14 protein-coding genes are annotated in these 17025 nt (G+C 70.1%); 5 read left to right on the plus strand and 9 right to left on the minus strand.

All coding sequences use genetic code 11. From position 1 onward, the window contains the following. Window positions 1–8: 8 nt before the first annotated feature. Window positions 9–980 carry a GlxA family transcriptional regulator gene (locus OHT77_RS38510; protein WP_328832970.1) on the minus strand — a complete coding sequence of 324 codons (972 nt, stop codon included), beginning with the start codon at window positions 978–980 and terminating at the stop codon, window positions 9–11. Between the two features lie 194 nt (window positions 981–1174). On the opposite strand from OHT77_RS38510, the gene OHT77_RS38515 reads away from it, so the two are divergent. Then, window positions 1175–1813 (plus strand): HD domain-containing protein, encoded by a 639-nt coding sequence (locus OHT77_RS38515; protein WP_328832971.1) that lies wholly within the window; start codon window positions 1175–1177, stop codon window positions 1811–1813. A gap of 231 nt (window positions 1814–2044) precedes the next feature. Here OHT77_RS38515 and OHT77_RS38520 read toward each other — a convergent pair whose 3' ends face one another. Then, window positions 2045–2545 (minus strand): MarR family winged helix-turn-helix transcriptional regulator, encoded by a 501-nt coding sequence (locus tag OHT77_RS38520; RefSeq protein ID WP_328832972.1) that lies wholly within the window; start codon window positions 2543–2545, stop codon window positions 2045–2047. 130 nt (window positions 2546–2675) lie between these two features. Here OHT77_RS38520 and OHT77_RS38525 point away from each other — a divergent pair, with 130 nt between their 5' ends. Together OHT77_RS38525 and mltG are read left to right on the plus strand one after the other, a co-directional pair. Then, entirely contained in the window at window positions 2676–4478 is a 1803-nt protein-coding gene (locus tag OHT77_RS38525; protein ID WP_328832974.1) for an ABC transporter ATP-binding protein, read from the plus strand. A gap of 43 nt (window positions 4479–4521) precedes the next feature. Next, complete coding sequence (gene mltG / locus OHT77_RS38530; protein ID WP_328832975.1) at window positions 4522–5364, plus strand: endolytic transglycosylase MltG; 843 nt, start codon at window positions 4522–4524, stop codon at window positions 5362–5364. A 178-nt stretch (window positions 5365–5542) separates the two neighbouring features. Here the strand turns inward: mltG and OHT77_RS38535 are convergent, their stop codons facing one another. From OHT77_RS38535 to OHT77_RS45105, 6 genes are all read right to left on the minus strand, one after another. Continuing rightward, the gene (locus tag OHT77_RS38535; RefSeq protein WP_328832976.1) at window positions 5543–6664 is read right to left on the minus strand and encodes an NAD(P)-binding domain-containing protein; all 1122 of its coding nucleotides are present in this window, start codon (window positions 6662–6664) and stop codon (window positions 5543–5545) included. A gap of 42 nt (window positions 6665–6706) precedes the next feature. Continuing rightward, a complete protein-coding gene (locus tag OHT77_RS38540; protein WP_328832977.1) occupies window positions 6707–7849 on the minus strand; it encodes an LLM class flavin-dependent oxidoreductase in 1143 nt (380 codons plus the stop codon). Between the two features lies 1 nt (window position 7850). Then, on the minus strand, window positions 7851–8876 hold the full coding sequence (locus tag OHT77_RS38545; RefSeq protein WP_328832979.1) for an ABC transporter substrate-binding protein: 1026 nt from the start codon (window positions 8874–8876) through the stop codon (window positions 7851–7853). Window positions 8877–8918: 42 nt separating this feature from the next. Next, window positions 8919–9686, minus strand: coding sequence for an ABC transporter ATP-binding protein (locus tag OHT77_RS38550; RefSeq protein ID WP_328832980.1), 768 nt, complete (start codon window positions 9684–9686; stop codon window positions 8919–8921). Further along, complete coding sequence (locus OHT77_RS38555) at window positions 9659–10552, minus strand: ABC transporter permease (RefSeq protein ID WP_328832981.1); 894 nt, start codon at window positions 10550–10552, stop codon at window positions 9659–9661. Before OHT77_RS38555 ends, OHT77_RS38550 begins: the two co-directional genes overlap by 28 nt. 128 nt (window positions 10553–10680) lie before the next feature. After that, window positions 10681–10764 carry a putative leader peptide gene (locus OHT77_RS45105; protein WP_350495123.1) on the minus strand — a complete coding sequence of 28 codons (84 nt, stop codon included), beginning with the start codon at window positions 10762–10764 and terminating at the stop codon, window positions 10681–10683. 124 nt (window positions 10765–10888) lie between these two features. Here OHT77_RS45105 and OHT77_RS38560 point away from each other — a divergent pair, with 124 nt between their 5' ends. Then, entirely contained in the window at window positions 10889–11317 is a 429-nt protein-coding gene (locus OHT77_RS38560; RefSeq protein ID WP_266774409.1) for a secondary thiamine-phosphate synthase enzyme YjbQ, read from the plus strand. Window positions 11318–11398: 81 nt separating this feature from the next. Here OHT77_RS38560 and OHT77_RS38565 read toward each other — a convergent pair whose 3' ends face one another. Continuing rightward, window positions 11399–14626: an alpha-L-rhamnosidase gene (locus OHT77_RS38565; RefSeq protein ID WP_443048171.1), complete on the minus strand. Its 3228-nt coding sequence runs from the start codon at window positions 14624–14626 to the stop codon at window positions 11399–11401. A gap of 469 nt (window positions 14627–15095) precedes the next feature. Between OHT77_RS38565 and OHT77_RS38570 the strand changes: the two genes are divergently transcribed. Next, window positions 15096–16973: a peptidoglycan recognition family protein gene (locus tag OHT77_RS38570; RefSeq protein WP_328832982.1), complete on the plus strand. Its 1878-nt coding sequence runs from the start codon at window positions 15096–15098 to the stop codon at window positions 16971–16973. Window positions 16974–17025 lie beyond the last annotated feature (52 nt).

Raw genomic sequence — 17025 nt, forward strand, 5'->3', positions numbered from 1 at the left:
GCCGCCGCTCACGGCATGGGTGCCTGCTGCCGCGTACTGGCGAAACGGCTGCGGTAGTGCGTCGGTGTGGTGTCCAGGTGGCGGGCGAAGGCGCGGCGGAGGGTCTCGTCGGTGCCGAGGCCGCTGTGGTGGGCGGCGGAGGTGACGCTGTGGCCTTCGAGGAGGAGGTGCTGGGCGCGGTCGAGCCGGACGCGTTCGACCCAGCGGGCGGGGGTGGTGCCGAGTTCGGTGCGGAAGAGGCGGGTCAGGTGCCGGGGGCTGACGGCGACGGCCGCCGCCATCGTGGGCAGGCTGTGATCGGCGGCGGGGTCGGCCAGCACCGACGCGATCAGGGACCGTAGCGGATCCGTGCGCGGTGGGGGAGTGGTCGTCGCGGTGGAGAACTGCGACTGTCCGCCCGGGCGTTGCATGAAGACGACCAGTTCCCGCGCGATGTCCCTGGCCACGTCCGCTCCGTGGTCGTCCTCGACGAGAGCGAGCGCCAGGTCGATGCCGGCGCTGATGCCCGCGGACGTCACGAAGCGCCCGTCCCGGATGTGGATGGCGTCCGGCTCGACCCGCACGAGGGGGTAGCGGCGGGCGAGCGTCTCGGCCTGCCGCCAGTGCGTGGTGGCCAACCTGCCGTCCAACAGGCCGAGTTCGGCGAGGACGAAGGCGCCGGTGCAGACGGACGTGACGCGGGCGGCGCGCTCGGTGAGGGCGCGGGTCGCAGTCAACAGGCCTTCCTCAGCGGGGTGTTGGGCCAGGAGATCACCCCCGGCGACGACGACCGTGTCGACCGGACCGGCGTCGGCCGCGGTCACCGTGCCGGTCAGGGTCAGTCCGTTGGCGGCGGTGACTGTCCCGCCGTGAGGGGAGACCAGCACGAGTTCGTAGGGGTGACCGAGCTTGCCTGACTGATGCAGGACCTCGGCAGGCCCACTGACGTCGAGCATGGTGACGCCGTCGAAGACGATGAAGGCGACGCGATGTGTCGTCATGCCGGGAGGCAGGTCTGGAGCCGTGAGCGGGTCCCCGGAGGGATGCATGTCCGAATCTGTGGTCTTCCTGGCTGTGAGGACATGGCTCCAGGGTACGCCGACGACGAAAGTGGAGGGACAGGACAGCGAGCCGGACGGCGTCGAGCCAGGTGGGACGGCATCAGGTCGTGCGGCACCGAGGAGAGGGAAGAACGATGAGCGAAGTGATCGCAGGTGTGGAGATCCCGGACAGCGCCCTGGCGAGGGAGGCGACCGAGCTGGTGCGGGAGGCGGCGTCGCCGTTGCTGTTCGACCACTCCCGGCGGGTGTTCCTCTGGGGAGCCCTGCGCGGCCGTGACCAGGGGCTCGACTACGACCCCGAGCTGCTCTACGTCGCCGCGATGTTCCACGATCTCGGGCTCACCGAGAAGTACCGCCGCACCGACCAGCGCTTCGAGATCGACGGCGCCGACGAGGCCCGCCGCTTCCTGCACGCCCACGGCATCACCGGCGAGCCGGCCGAACGGGTCTGGGCGAGCATCGCGCTGCACACCACGCAGGAGATCCCCCTGCACATGTCCGCCGAGATCGCCCTGGTCAACCGGGGTGTGGGACTGGACGTCGTAGGCATCGGCTACGACGCCGTCACCGACGAGCAGCGCGCGGCCGTCGTCGCGGCACACCCCCGCCCCGACTTCAAGAACGGCATCCTCGCCGCCTTCACCGAGGGCATCAAGGACCGCCCCGAGACCACGTTCGGCAATATCAAGGCGGATGTGTTGGAGCACTTCGTGCCGGGGTTTGTGCGGGGGGACTTCGTGGAGCGGATTCAGGGGTCGGCCTGGGGGGAGTGAGGGGTAAGGGTCGCGCGGGACCTTGCTGGGGGGGGCAGTCGACCGGTGAAGGATGGAGCCAGGTAGGTGGTCGGGTTGGTAGGCCAGGCGAGTCAAGTAGCCCTCCGAGAAGGCGCGTTGGCACGTCGGCGAGTCAAGTAGCCCTGTGAGAAGGCGCGTTGGCAGGTCGGCCGATCAGCCGGTCAAGCGGCCCCGCGCAGCAACGGCCCGGCAGGCGGACAGACCCCCGCGTCAGCAGGACCTCCCAAGCCCATGCCCCCCATGCCCCCCGTGCTCCCCATCCCCCACACGCTCGCCCGCCGCCCCGTCCACCAACGTATCCAGCAACGTCCGCAGCACCGCCCGCTCCACATCCGTCAGCGGCGCCAGGATCTCGTCCGCCGCGCTCCGCCGCGCACCCCTCAGCTCGCGCAGCGCCTTGCGGCCGTCGTCCGTGATCTCGATGCGGATCACGCGGCGGTTCGACGGATCGGGCGCCCGCCGCACCTTGCCGCTCGCCTCCAGGCCGTCGACCAGGGTCGTCACGGCGCGTGGGACCACCTCGAGGCGCTCGGCGAGGTCGGCCATGCGCGGCGGGGAGTCGAAGTGCGCGAGAGTGCGCAGCAGCCGGGACTGGGCGGGGGTGATGCCGAGGTCGCGCTGCTCCAGATGGTGCTTCTGGATGCGGTGCACCCGGCGGGTGAGCCGCAGCAACTGCTCCGCGAGCAGGCCGTCGGAATCGGGGGTGGTCATACGGGAACAATATCAGGACCTGGTTCATTGTGAGTATAGGTAACAATGAGCTATGCTCCATCAAGCCTCATCGCTTCCTGAGCTCTGAGCGCTTGACCAGTCCTGATCGCCTCACCATCCGTAGGAGACCATGCCCCGCGACGAAATCAACTGGACACCGTCCCCCGGCACCTCGACCGACCAGCCCCGGCAGGTGCGCCGCATCCTCAGGCTTTTCAAGCCCTACCGCGCCCGGCTCGCAGTCGTCGGCCTCCTGGTCGGCGCCGCGTCCCTGGTCACCGTGGCCACCCCGTTCCTCCTCAAGGCGACGCTCGACACCGCGATCCCCCAGGGCCGCACCGGCCTGCTGAGCCTGCTCGCGCTCGGCATGATCCTGAGCGCCGTCCTGACCAGCATCTTCGGCGTGCTGCAGACCCTGATCTCCACGACGGTCGGCCAGCGCGTCATGCACGACCTGCGCACAGCGGTCTACGGCCGCCTCCAGCGCATGTCGCTCGCCTTCTTCACCCGGACCCGCACCGGCGAGGTCCAGTCCCGCATAGCCAACGACATCGGCGGCATGCAGGCCACCGTCACCTCCACGGCCACCTCCCTGGTCTCGAACCTCACCAGCGTGGTCGCCACGATCATCGCGATGATCGCCCTGGACTGGCGCCTGACCGTCGTCTCGCTGCTGCTGCTCCCAGTCTTCGTGTGGATAAGCCGCCGCGTCGGCAACGAACGCAAGAAGATCGCCACCCAGCGCCAGCGCCAGATGGCGGAGATGGCCGCCACGGTCACCGAGTCGCTGTCCGTGAGCGGCATCCTGCTCGGCCGCACGATGGGCCGGTCGGACTCGCTCACCCGCTCCTTCGCCGAGGAGTCCGAGGGCCTGGTCGACCTCGAAGTCCGGTCGAACATGGCCGGCCGCTGGCGCATGGCCGTCATCTCGATCGTGATGGCCGCGATGCCCGCCGTCATCTACTGGACGGCCGGCATGACCCTGCACCTGGGCGGCCCGCACGCCTCGATCGGCACGATCGTCGCTTTCGTCTCGCTCCAGCAGGGCCTGTTCCGCCCGGCCGTCAGCCTGCTGTCGACCGGCGTCCAGATCCAGACCTCACTGGCGCTCTTCGCCCGCATCTTCGAGTACCTCGACCTGCCGATCGACATCACGGAGCGCGAGAACCCGGTCCATCTCGACACCATCAAGGGCGAAGTCCGCTTCGAGGGCGTCGAGTTCCACTACGACGACAAGAGCGGCCCGATCCTCGACGGCATCGACATATCCGTCCCCGCGGGCAACAGCCTCGCGATCGTCGGCCCGACCGGCGCCGGAAAGTCGACCCTCGGCTATCTCGTGCCCCGGCTCTACGACGTGACGGGCGGCCGGGTCACCCTCGACGGGGTCGACGTCCGCGACCTGGACTTCGACACGCTCGCCCGTGCCGTCGGGGTCGTCTCCCAGGAGACGTACCTCTTCCACGCGACGGTCGCCGACAACCTCCGCTTCGCCAAGCCGGACGCCACCGACGAGGAGCTGTACACGGCGGCGCGCGCGGCGCAGATCCACGAGCACATCGCGGGCCTGCCCGACGGGTACGACACGGTCGTCGGCGAGCGCGGCCACCGGTTCTCCGGCGGCGAGAAGCAGCGCCTGGCCATCGCCCGCACCATCCTGCGCGACCCGCCGGTCCTCATCCTGGACGAGGCGACCAGCGCGCTGGACAACCGCACCGAGGCCGCCGTCCAGGACGCCATCGACGCCCTGTCGGCCAACCGCACCACCCTCACGATCGCGCACCGGCTGTCCACCATCCGCAGCGCCGACCAGATCGTGGTCCTCGACTCCGGGCGCGTCGCGGAGCGGGGCACGCACGAGGAACTGCTCGATCAGGACGGGCGGTACGCGGCGCTCGTACGCCGGGATGCCCAACTGGAACCGACAAGCTGAAGATATGCCGGGTTTATGACCATATGCGGGTTACCGTGCCCGCATGCAGATGAACACTCCGCCACGGAGCACGATTCGACTGACCCGCAGGGGCCGGGTCGCCCTCATCGCGACGGGGGCCGTCGTGGCCGGCACCGCCGTGGCGGTGCCGCTGCTGAGCCTGGAGAGCGAGGGGGACACCCGACCGACGTCCCTCGTGATCCCGGAGGGCTGGCGTTCGGGCCAGATCTACGAAGCCGTGGACAAGGCCCTCGCGCTGCCGGTCGGCAGCACGAAGAAGTCGATCGCGAAGGCCGGCCTGAAGCTGCCGAACGATGCGGAGGGCAACCCCGAGGGCTATCTCTTCCCGGCGACGTATCCGTTGGAGAAGAAGTCGACGCCCACGTCACTGCTGTCGTTCATGGTCAACACCGCCAACCAGAAGTTCAACGGCGCCCCGGTCGCCGCGGGCGCCCAGCGCAACGCGATGAACGTCTACCAGGCCGTCACCATCGCGAGCATCGTGCAGGCCGAGGCGGCCACGAAGGCCGACATGGGGAAGGTGGCCCGGGTCATCTTCAACCGGCTGGAGCGGGGCATGCCGCTGCAGATGGACTCCACCATCAACTACGCGCTGAACCGCGCCACGTTGAAGACGTCCTCGGGCGACACCCGGGTCGAGAGCCCGTACAACTCCTACCAGCGCATGGGTCTGCCGCCCACCCCCATCGACAACCCGGGCGAGGACGCGATGCGCGCCGCTATCAACCCACCCCCGGGCGACTGGTTGTACTTCGTCACCGTCAAGCCCGGCGACACCCGCTTCACCGCCAACTACGAAGAGCACCAGCGCAATGTCGCCGAGTTCAACGCGGCCCAGAAGACCAGCACCCAGCCCAAGAAGTGACCACAAGAAACGGCACCGGGCGACACCCGCCACTCTGACGGGAAGTCGCCTGATGCCGGGCACGAAGACGTGACGGGGCTGGCTGAGGTGTTGTTCGGCATGGACCCACGACCCGTTCGGGCAGCGCCTGTTGGACGCCTCGCAACCGTAGGAAACAGCGTCAGCTGAAGGCCACCCATCACCCCACAGTCACACCCACCGCGTCCCCCGCCAACAACCGCCGAATGTCCCGCACAGCCGCCCGCCCCGCCCGATTCGCCCCGATCGTGCTCGCCGACGGTCCGTACCCGACGAGGTGGACCCGCGGATCGGCGACCGCCCGCGTCCCCTCGATCCGGATCCCCCCACCCGGCTCGCGCAGCTTCAGTGGGGCCAGGTGGTCGATCGCGGCACGGAAGCCGGTCGCCCAGAGGATGACATCGGCGTCCACATGGCGGCCGTCGGCCCAGTCGACGCCGTCGGGGGTGATGCGGTCGAACATGGGCTGCCGGTCCAGGACCCCGTCCGCGATCGCCTGCCGGATCGCGTCGTTCAGGGGCAGCCCGGTCACCGACACCACGCTCTTCGGCGGCAACCCCTGCCGCACCCGCTCCTCCACCAGCGCGACGGCCGCCCGTCCCAGGTCCTCAGTGAACGGCCCCTCACGGAACACCGGCGGACGCCGGGTCACCCACGTGGTCGCGGCCGCGTACGGAGCGAGCTCCATCAGATGCTGGGTACCGGACGCACCCCCGCCCACCACGACCACCCGCAGCCCGGCGAACTCCTCGGGCCCCGGATACTGCGCGGTGTGCAACTGCCGCCCCCGGAACGTCTCTTGACCCGGATAGCGCGGCCAGAACGGCCGGTCCCACGTCCCCGTCGCATTGATCAGCGCCCGCGTCGACCACGTGACGTCAGACCCTTCTGATCCTTCCGACCCCTCCGACCTGTCCGACGTCTCGACGAGCAGCCGCCCGCCCACGCCCTCCCGCACGGCCTTCACATCCACCGGCCGGCGTACCCGCAGATCGAAGGCCCGCTCGTACGCGGCGAAGTACTCGGCGATCACCTCGGCGGACGGCCGGTCCGGATCGGCGTCCGTCAGCTCCATGCCCGGCAGCGCGTGCATCCCGTGCACCTTGCCGTACGTCAGTGACGGCCACCGGAACTGCCAGGCCCCGCCCGGCGCGGGCGCGTGGTCCAGCACCACGAAGTCGCGCTCCGGCTCGAAACCGGTGCGCCGCAGGTGATGGGCGCCGGCCAGTCCAGCCTGCCCGGCGCCGATGACGACCACGTCGACCTCACGCGTGTTGTTCACGTTTGTACGAACAGCACCGGGGGCGCCGATCTTCCCGCCGGTTCAGCGTCCGCTGCTCACGAGCAACGGCAGGCCGCCCTTCGCCCTCCCCTCGACGAGCCCACGCGCGGCCAGCTCGGGAATCACGCCCTCCCCGAACCAGTACGCCTCCTCCAGATGCGGATAGCCGGACAGCACGAAGTGCTCGACGCCCAGCGAGTGGTACTCCTGGATCAGGTCGGCCACCTCGGAGTGGTTGCCGACCAGCGCGGTCCCCGCGCCACCCCGGACGAGACCGACGCCCGCCCACAGGTTCGGGTGGATCTCCAGCTTGTCCCGCGAGCCCCCGTGCAGGGCCAGCATCCGCTGCTGCCCCACCGACTCACTGCGCCCGAGCGCGGACTGCGCGGCGGCAACGGTGTCCGGGTCGAGGTCGTCGAGGAGCCGGTTCGCGGTCGCCCACGCCTCGGCCGACGAGTCCCGCGAGATGGTGTGCAGCCGCACCCCGAACCGCACGTCCCGCCCCTCCCGCTCGGCGAGCCCGCGAATCCAGTCGATCTTCTCCTTGACCTGCGCCGGCGGTTCTCCCCAGGTGAGATACACGTCCGCATGCCGGGCGGCCACCGGCCCGGCCGCCGCCGACGACCCGCCGAAGAACACCTGCGGCACCGGGTCGGGCGGCAGCGCCGTCAGTCCGCCCTCGACCTGGTAGTGGACACCGTCGAAGTCGTACGGCTCCCCGCGCCACACCCCGCGTACGACCGACAGGAACTCGTCCGTACGCGCGTACCGCTGGTCGTGGCCGAGATGGTCGCCGAACCGCCGCTGCTCGGCCGAGTCGCCGCCGGTGACGACATTGAGCAACAGCCGCCCCCGCGTGACGCGTTGATAGGTCGCGGCCATCTGCGCGGCCAGCGTCGGTGAGATCACCCCGGGCCGGAACGCCACCAGGAACTTCAGCCGTTCGGTGTGCTGCGCGAGTGCGACCGTCGTCAGCCAGGCGTCCTCGCACCATGTGCCGGTCGGCGTCAGTACCGCCTCGAAGCCCAACTGCTCGGCCGCTTTGGCGATTTGGGCGAGGTATTCGATGTCCGGCGGGCGCACCCCGCGGACCGCGCCGGCGCGGTTGGGGCCGTAGGCGTGGCGGTCGACGAGTGTGCGGCCGTCGCCGCCGGTCGGCAGGAACCAGTGCAGACGCACGCTCATGTCACGAACCTCCCGTGGTGCGCGGGGCGGAGGTGGAGGCCGGCAGATCGCCGTTGTAGCGCGTGTCCACGAAGTCGGCGAAGTCCACCTTCCGCGGTATCAGCTTGAGTTGGGTGAAGGTGTCGGCGATCTGCTGCTCGGAGGCGATGAGCGGCTTGTCGACGGCGACCGAGACCCGGGTGGAGTTGGTCCGTTTCACCGACGCCAGCGCCACCTCGTAGGGGAGCCCGGTGTCCTTCGCCCACACCTTGGCCCAGTCCTCCTGGTGCGTGAACACCCAGGTCTGGGCGCGGCGCAGTCGGTCGAGGTAGTCCTTGATCGCGGCGGCCTTCTTCTTGTCCGCCAGCGCGCCGGGCGCCGCCACCTGGAAGGAGAGGCCGTTGGTCACGCCCTCGCCGGAGGTGAGGATGCGGCCCTGCTTGGACTGGAGGACCTGCGAGGTGTACGGGTCCCACACCGCCCACGCGTCGACCTTGCCGGAGGTGAACGCGGCCAGCGCGTCGGCCGGTTGGAGGTACTTCACCTTGACGTCGCTCAGCGAGAGCCCGGCCGCCTTGAGCGAGGCGACCAGCTGGAAGTGCGCGGACGAACCCTGCGCCACGGCAATGGACTTGCCCTTCAACTGCTGGGGTCGGGAGAGCTTCGAGTCCTTCGGTACGAGGACGGCGTCACCGTCGGACGTGCCGTGCCAGGCGGCCACCACCTTGATCTTCGAGTCGGCACCCGCCGCGAACACCGGCGGGGTGTTGCCGACGCCGCCGATGTCGACGGCCTTGGCGTTGACGGCTTCCAGGAGTGGTGGCCCGGAGGTGAACGTGGACCACTTGATCTTGTAGTCCAGGTTCTTGAGTTCGCCGGCGGCCCGCAGCACCGCCTCCGAACCGCCTTTCTGGTCACCGCCGTTGAGCGTGAGGGAGCCTTTGCCGTCGGTGCCGGTCGAGGTCTCGGCGGCCGAGTTCCCGCCGCAGGCGGCGAGCAGGAGAGCGAGGGGGAGCAGCAGAGCGGCGGGGACGAGACGTCGTCGCATGGGGGATCCGTTCTCGGTGACTGGGGTGGTGCGTGGGGGAGTTCAGGCGGCTTCGGCGGCGGTGTCGACGCCGAGGCGTTCCAGGAGTCCGGCGCGCAGCTCGGCGAACCGGGGGTCGGTGATGTCGCGCGGCCGGTCCAGGTCGATCCGCTGCTCGTGCGCGATGACGCCGTCGTCCATCACCAGGACCCGGTCGGCGAGCAGCACCGCCTCCTCGACGTCATGGGTCACCAACAGGACGGCGCAGCCCCGCCGTTGCCACAGCTCGCCCACCAGCCGCTGGGCCTTGATGCGGGTGAGCGCGTCGAGCGCCCCGAACGGCTCGTCGAGCAGCAGCAGATCCGGCTCGCGCACCAGGGCCCGGGCCAGCGAGGCCCGCTGCGCCTCACCACCGGACAGCGTCTTGGGCCACACGTCGGCGTGATCCCCGAGCCCGACCTCCGCCAACGCCTGTTCCGCCACGCCCCGTTCGGGCTTCCCGGGCAGTCCGAGCAGGACGTTGCGCCACACCTTCTTCCACGGCATCAGCCGGGGTGCCTGGAACGCGACGGCCTTCCGGCGCGGCACGAGGACCGTGCCCTTGATGTCCCGGTCGAGCCCGGCGAGGATGCGCAGCAGCGTGGACTTGCCGCAGCCGCTGCGGCCCAGCAGCGCCACGAACTCGCCCTGGTGCACGTCGAGTTGGAGCTTGTCGATGACGGGACGACCGTCGAAGGAGCGGGTCAGCCCCTCGACGCGTACCGCCTGCGCGGCCACCGGCGAGGGGGCCGCCGGTCGGGTGGTCACCGGCCCGTGAACGTCGGTCGCCATTGCAGCAGCAGCCTTTCGAGGGTGCGGACGAGGAAGTCGGCCAGCAGGCCGAGGAAGGCGTAGACGATCAGGCAGACCACGATCACGTCGGTCTGCAGGAAGTCCCGTGCCTGCACCATGAGGAAGCCGATCCCGGCGTCCGCGTTGATCTGCTCGGCGAAGACGAGCGCCAGCCAGGCGATGCCGAGGGAGTAGCGCAGCCCGGTCATCGCGTTGGGCAGCGCGCCCGGCAGCACCACATGCCGTACGAGCCCCCAGCGGGACAGCCCGAGCGACTCACCGGCCTCGATCAACTGGCTGTCCACGCCCCGGATTCCGGCGTAGACGTTGAGATAGAGCGGGAAGGTCACGCCGAGCGTGATGATGGCGACCTTCGGAGCCTCGCCGATGCCGAACCAGATGATGAACAGCGGGATCAGCCCCACGAAGGGCACGGTCCGCAGCATCTGCACGGGGGCGTCGACCAGGTCCTCGCCGACCCTGAACAGCCCGGAGACCAGGGCGAGTCCGGTACCGATGACGGTCCCGAGCAGCAGCCCTATGGCGACCCTCTGGAGCGAGGTGGTCATCGCGGAGGTCAGTGAACCGCTGTCGATCAGATCCCAGCCGACGTGGGCGATCCGCCCGGGGGAGGCGAGCACGTCGGAGGTCAACACGCCTGTACTGCTGAGGAGTTGCCACAGAGCGAGCAGGACCAGCGGGCCGGTGGTGCGGCGCAGCCAGCGGGGGACGCGGGTGCGGCGCGAGGAGGTGGGGACGAGGGGGACGAGATCGAGCGGAGCGGGTTCGCCGGTCTCGGCCTTCGATGTCGATATAGGGGAAATATCGGGCCCGGAGGAATCGGGCGGTGCATGACTGATGCTCATGGGTGCTCCACGGGTGGGGGAGAGCGTCCGGTGAGGAAGGGGGTACGCCTCAACGCCGCCGCGTCACGACGATGTGAGCGGGCGCGACGGAGTGCGGGAGAAGAGCGGGGGTGAGGCGGAAGAAGACGTCAGCAGCCGCGGCGACACGCGGCGGAGGCCACCCGCAGCAGGTCGATGTGACCGCGCGTGGTGAGCAGAACTGAACGCAACATGCGGCAGAAAATAGGTCAGATGGCGTGCCACGGTCAACGGTGTCTCGCGGACTGGACCCCTCGTATCACGGTCCGGGCGGCGCGAAGCGGACGGCGAGTCCGCCGCATGGGCCAGGATGGAGACATGTCTGCTGCCTTCACCACCCGAGTCCTGAACGTCACCACCGGTTCGAGGGAGCGGGTCATGGACCTCACCCGCGACTGCGAGGCCTTCCTGAGGGAGGCGGCGGCCGGCCGCGACGGCCTCCTCAACCTCTTCGTCCCGCACGCCACCGCGGGCATCGCGATCCTCGAAACAGGAGCCGGCAGCGACACCGACCTCCTCGCCGCCCTGCACACCCTTCTCCCCGCCGACGACCGCTGGCAGCACCGTCACGGCAGCCCCGGCCACGGCCGCGACCACGTCCTCCCGGCGTTCGTACCCCCGCACGCGACGCTGCCGGTGGTGGGCGGACGACTGGAGCTGGGGACGTGGCAGTCGGTGTGCCTGGTCGACACGAACCGCGACAACCCCGACCGGAAGGTGCGGCTCACCTTCCTTGCCGGGTCTTGACGCTGTCTCTGATCTCCGGGTGCCGCCGTGGGTCGGGCTGCCCGGCCCGGGTGACCGTTCCGGGCAGCCGTACCGCCTGGGTCAGGTGGTGAAGCGGTGGGTGCCGGAGCCGACCCGGTACACCACGCAGCCGTCGTCCTGACGGAGGTAGGTCCCGTGCGTGTGGGTCACCGCTTTCGGAGAGGACGCGGGGATCCACACCTCGGCGGTCGTGTTCGGCGGCACCGCGCAGGTCAGCGTGAACCGGCCGGACCGCAGCCGCCAACGGGTGGAGACCGGGCCGTAGACCGAGGTGAACGTGGCGCCGGCGGTGGTGACGGCGCCGCCGGGGCGGGGGCGGACGACGATCTCGCGGTAGCCGGGTCTGCCCATCGAGATGCCGGCGATGTTCGTGTACATCCATTCGCCCACCGAGCCGTAGGCGTAGTGGTTGAAGGAGTTCATGCCCGCGTCCTGGAAGGTGCCGTTGGGCCGGATGGAGTCCCAGCGCTCCCACATCGTGGTGGAGCCCCGGTCGATCTGGTAGCCCCAGCTGGGGAACGAGCGCTGTTGCAGCAGGCGGTAGGCGACGTCGGTGTGACCCGTGTCGGTGAGGACGGGGAGCAGTCGGGGAGTGCCGAGGAATCCCGTCGACAGGTGCCAGTCCTTGGCCTCGATCAGAGCGACGAGACGGTCGGCCGCCGCCGTCCGTGCCGCGTCCGGCAGGAGGTTCATCGACAGCGCCAGGACGTACGCCGTCTGCGTATCGCCCTTGACCTTGCCGTCGGAGGTGACGTACGCGTTCTGGAAGGCCGTTCGGATCCGCTCGAAGAGATCGCGGTACGGGGCGGTGTCCTCACCCAGTTCGCCGGCCATCCGCGCCGCGAGGTCGGCGCTGTGCGCGAAGTACGCGGTGGCGATGACGTCCTTGGGGGTCTCGTCGTCGACGTTCAGCCAGTCGCCGTATCCCTGGTCCGGGCGCAGCAGTCGGTCGCTGTTCTTCTCCAGGTACGTCAGCCAGGTCCGGACGGACGGCCAGGCGTCCACGAGGACCTGGCGGTCGCCGTACGCCTGGTAGAGGGACCAGGGGACCGTGACCCCCGCGTCGCCCCAGCCGGCCGTGCCGTTGCCGACCGTGCCGACCATCGGCGCCACGTCCGTGAACGAGCCCTCCGCGGTCCGGGAGTCCCGGAGGTCGACGAGCCACTTGGACAGGAAGCGGGCCGACTCCATCGTGTACGCGGCCGTGGGCGCGAAGACGTTGATGTCCCCCGTCCAGCCCAGGCGCTCGTCGCGCGCGGGTGTGTCGGTGGGGACGGAGAGGAAGTTGCCGCGCTGGCCCCAAGTGATGTTGTGGTGCAGCTGGTTGAGCATCGGGACGTCGGTCTCGAAGTCGAGGGTGAAGGGGGCGGACGTATGCATGACGCGTCCGGTGACGGTCCTCGTCGAGGGCGTGCCCGGGAAGCCGGTCACCTCGACGTACCGGAAACCGTGGAAGGTGAACCGGGGCTCGTAGACCTCCTCCTTCCCGCCGCCCTTGAGGGTGTACGTGTCGGTCGCCGCCGCGGTCCGCAGGTTCGCGGTGTAGACGGTGCCGTCGGGGTTGAGGACCTCGGCGTGTCTGAGCCGGACGGTCGTGCCCGCGTCGCCGGAGACGCGCAGCCGCACCGAGCCGACCATGTTCTGGCCCAGGTCCAACACGTAGACGCCGGGCTTGGGTTGGGTCACCGTCTTGGGTGTCAGCTCCTGCTCCACCCGCACCGGACCGTCCACCTGCGCGACGATCAGGTCGGGTCCGATGTCGCCGACGCCACCCATGCCTCGCACGGCGAGCCAGCCGGTGTCGTCGAAGCCGGGCGAGGCCCAACCGGGGGTCTCCTTGCGCGCGTCGTACGTCTCGCCGTTCAGGAGATCGGCGGCGACGATCGGTCCGGCGGCGGCCCGCCAGTCGGCGCCCGACACGATGCGCTCGCTCGTCCCGTCCGCGTACTCCACCTCCAACTGGGCCAGGAGCGCCGGGACTTGACCGTACTGGCCGGGCCCGAACATGCCCACGTTGCCCGCGTACCAGCCGGGTGCCAGATACGCCCCGAGGGCGTTGGCACCGGGCCGCAGGAGGTCGGTGACGTCGTACGTCTGGTACTGGACGCGGGTGCGGTAGTCCGTCCAGCCGGGCGCGAGCTGGTCGAGGCCCACCCGGCTGCCGTTGAGGTGGCTCTCGTACAGGCCGAGCGCCGTGGCGTACAGGCGGGCGCGGGCCACCTTCCTTCGGGGCAGCCGGAATTCGTGCCGCAGTTGCGTGACGGCGTAGGACACGGGGACGACCCGCCCCCACGGTCCGGCGCCCCAGGCCGCGGCCACCCGGACCGCAGGCCAGGCCCCGTCGTCGAACCCCAACTCCCGCCACCCGGCGGCCGGTTCCTGGTCCGTGGCCTTCCAGGAAGCGTCGGTGAACACCTTCCGCTCACCGGAGGGGGTCCGGACGACCAGCACCGCGACGAGCCCCGCCGGGCCTTCGGTCGCGTTGGTGGCGGCGACGGCGATAACGTTGTCGCCGGCCCGCACGCCTGCCAGCACGTCGATCACCGCCGGGCGTTTCCAGTCCTCGTTGTCGGTGTCTAGGTCGGTGTGGGCGACCTCGACTCCGTTCAGCGAGACGGCATATACGTTGTCGGCGGTGATGGCGAGCGTGGCCGACGTGATGCCGTCGGGCAGTTGGACGGTACGGCGGAACCAACGGGTGGCCGCCGGAGCGCTGCTCGCCGGATCGCCCTCGGGGAACCAGATCCACGAACCACCCTCGAAGGACGGCGCGTCCACGAGGCTCGCCGGTGCGGAGATCCAGTCGGCGCCCCACTGCTGGGCGCCCATCAGCCCGGTCTCCCACCACGAGGGCGCGCTCCAGCCGGAGACGTGCCCGTCGGCGTCCCACACGCGGACGGACCAGTGGTAGCGCGTACGGGGCTTGAGGGCAGGACCTCCGTAGGACACCAGCACGGAGTCGCCGGACGTGACCTTCCCGCTGTCCCAGACGTCCGGGCGGGACAGGCCCGACGCGCTGGTGGCGACGCGGATCTGGTACGCGCTCTGGCGCACCCCCACCCCGTCGGACGCCAACGGCCAGCTCAGCCGCGGGCGTTGCGCGTCGATCCCCAGCGGGTGCTGGACGTACTCCACGGTCGGGGCCGTGACGCGCAGCCCGCCGCGCTGTGCCTGTGTCGATGCCTGCGCCTGCCCGGATGCCGGTGCGGCCGTCGCCGGCACGCTGTCCATGGCCGCTGCCGCGACCGTGGCGACCGCGCCCGCGAGCATGTTCCTCCTGCTGATCACTACGACTCCTCACTCGCACGGAATGGGGTGAATCGATTCATTCATGAGAGGCGTGGGTAACGTAGAGCCTGGTGTGGTCGGGGTCAATCGTCGTGCAACTGTTTTCGTGACACGGCTACTTCGCAACTGCCTTCGGAGGAAGTCGGTGCGCGAGCCGGAAGCAAGGGAATTGAACGGTTTCAATCACAACCTTCGGGTAGGACGCGGCGCGTCGAGGGCGACCAGGGTCGGTTCTCCAGCACAGCGGGCCTTGGTGCGGGCGCTGCCGGGGTCACCCTGACCGTGCTCGCCGGAGCCGAGAAAGACGCCGACTCGCCTTATGCCTGGGGCAGTTGTGACGTCCCGTGGGTGATGCTGGAAGCTTCTGCACAGAGCTTCGGGCAGGCGTCGTACCGTACGTCCGCCTCAGGGGAACACACACAGGGGAAGATCCTTGCAGCAATCCTCGCGTAGAAGATCCCGTCGGAAGGTGCTGGCCGGGATCCTGGCCGGGGGCACCGTGGCCGCCGGCTGTTTCGCCGTGCTGCCGTCGACGGCGCAGGCCGCGCAGTCCGCGGACGGTGACCGGCAGTCCTCCTTCGCCGACGCGGCCAAGGAGTTCGGCGTACCGCTGCCCGTGCTGCTGGCCGTGTCGTACCAGGAGTCGCAGTGGGACGACCACGACGGGCAGTACAACACCTCGGGCGGCTACGGCCCGATGAACCTGACGGACGTCACCGCGAAGATGGTGTCCGGGGGCGCGGCGGGTGCCGCGGGCCGCGGTGATCTCGCCGAGCTGACGTCGGACCCGGCCCTGCACACCCTCGACGCGGCGGCGAAGCTCGCCGGTGCCCCGGCGGCGAAGGTGCGCACCGACGACCGGGAGAACATCCGGGCCGGTGCCGCGCTACTCGCCTCGTACCAGCGGAAGTTGACGGGCAAGGGGTCCGCCGACCCGGCCGACTGGTACGGCGCGGTGGCCGAGTACAGCCGGTCCTCGGACCAGAAGGCCGCGCAGCTCTTCGCCGACCGCGTCTTCACGACCGTGGCCTCGGGCGCCGCGCGCACCACCGTCGACGGACAGCACGTCCGCCTCGCGGCGCAGGGCGCGGTCCACCCGGAGACCCGGCAGCTGTCCGCCCTGAAGCTGAGGACCGCCACGACGGCCACCGACACCGAGTGCCCGCCCACGGTGGACTGCACGTTCCTCGCCGCGGCCCCCTCGAACGGCCAGGTCGCGGGCCGCCCGGGCGACGGCGTGCAGATCAAGTACATCGTCCTGCACGACACCGAGTCGTCCTACGACGCCGCGATCAAGACGTTCCAGACCGTGGGGTCCGGCGACTCCGCGCACTACGTCATGCGGGCCTCGGACGCGGCCGTCACGCAGATGACGCACACCAAGGACATCGCGTTCCACGCCGGCAACTACTGGTTCAACATGCACTCGATCGGCATCGAGCACGAGGGCTACGCCGCGCACGGCGCCACCTGGTACTCGCAGGCGCAGTACCGGGCGACGGCCGACCTGGTGAAGTACCTCGCGAAGAAGTACGACATCCCGCTCGACCGCGAGCACATCATCGGCCACGACAACGTGCCCGGCCCGCAGGACAGTTACGTGCCGGGGATGCACTGGGACCCCGGTCCGTACTGGGACTGGACGAGGTTCATGAACATGGTCGCCCCGTCGAGGGGGCAGCACGCGCAGAGCGCCTCCCGGCACACCCCGAGGGTGGGTTCGGCGGTCACCATCAGCCCCAGGTTCGCCACCAACCAGCAGACCGTCCAGGTCTGCCCGGCCGACGACCCCACGGGCGCCACCACCGCATGCACCGAGTCCACCGCACCCGCCAACTTCCTTCCGGTGCGCACCGGTCCGAGCGCGGACGCACCCCTCTTCGCCGACCCGGCCATCCACCCCGGCGCGACCGCGGGCACGGACTCGATCCACGACTGGGGCAGCACCGTCCAGGCGGGCCAGCAGTTCGTCGTCGCCGACGTCCAGGGCGACTGGACCGCCATCTGGTTCAGCGGCGCGAAGGTGTGGTTCCTCAACCCGCACGGCGTCAACACCCGCTCCGCGCACGGCGTCAAGGTCCTCCACTCCGGCGACCAGGCCGCGACCCTCTACGGCTCCGGCTACCCGCAGGCCTCGGAGTACCCCTCCGGCCTCTCCCCGTCCACCCAGAAGCCCCTGACGGTCTACGGCTTCCCGGCGGGCCAGGCCTACGTCGCCACCCAACCCCCGGTCAGCGCCGACGACTTCTTCGTCACGGGCGACACCTACGTCACCGGCGCGGCCAAGTACTACACCATCCAGTACAACCACCGGGTCGTCCTGGTCGACGCCTCCCAGGTCTCCTGACGCGGCCGGTGCGGGCAGCACACGCAGGTCCTGCCCGCACCGGTGCACGCTC

This window comes from Streptomyces sp. NBC_00252 (genome assembly GCF_036187565.1).
GTDB lineage: Bacteria > Actinomycetota > Actinomycetes > Streptomycetales > Streptomycetaceae > Streptomyces.

Bases quoted from the DNA above. Each gene is read 5' to 3' on its own strand.
- OHT77_RS38525 (WP_328832974.1), top strand. From the start codon at position 2,676: ATGCCCCGCGACGAAATCAACTGGACACCGTCCCCCGGCACCTCGACC.
- mltG (WP_328832975.1), top strand. From the start codon at position 4,522: ATGCAGATGAACACTCCGCCACGGAGCACGATTCGACTGACCCGCAGG.
- OHT77_RS38560 (WP_266774409.1), top strand. From the start codon at position 10,889: ATGTCTGCTGCCTTCACCACCCGAGTCCTGAACGTCACCACCGGTTCG.
- OHT77_RS38545 (WP_328832979.1), bottom strand. From the start codon at position 8,876: ATGCGACGACGTCTCGTCCCCGCCGCTCTGCTGCTCCCCCTCGCTCTC.
- OHT77_RS38550 (WP_328832980.1), bottom strand. From the start codon at position 9,686: ATGGCGACCGACGTTCACGGGCCGGTGACCACCCGACCGGCGGCCCCC.
- OHT77_RS38520 (WP_328832972.1), bottom strand. From the start codon at position 2,545: ATGACCACCCCCGATTCCGACGGCCTGCTCGCGGAGCAGTTGCTGCGG.
- OHT77_RS38515 (WP_328832971.1), top strand. From the start codon at position 1,175: ATGAGCGAAGTGATCGCAGGTGTGGAGATCCCGGACAGCGCCCTGGCG.
- OHT77_RS45105 (WP_350495123.1), bottom strand. From the start codon at position 10,764: ATGTTGCGTTCAGTTCTGCTCACCACGCGCGGTCACATCGACCTGCTG.
- OHT77_RS38510 (WP_328832970.1), bottom strand. From the start codon at position 980: ATGACGACACATCGCGTCGCCTTCATCGTCTTCGACGGCGTCACCATG.
- OHT77_RS38540 (WP_328832977.1), bottom strand. From the start codon at position 7,849: ATGAGCGTGCGTCTGCACTGGTTCCTGCCGACCGGCGGCGACGGCCGC.
- OHT77_RS38555 (WP_328832981.1), bottom strand. From the start codon at position 10,552: ATGAGCATCAGTCATGCACCGCCCGATTCCTCCGGGCCCGATATTTCC.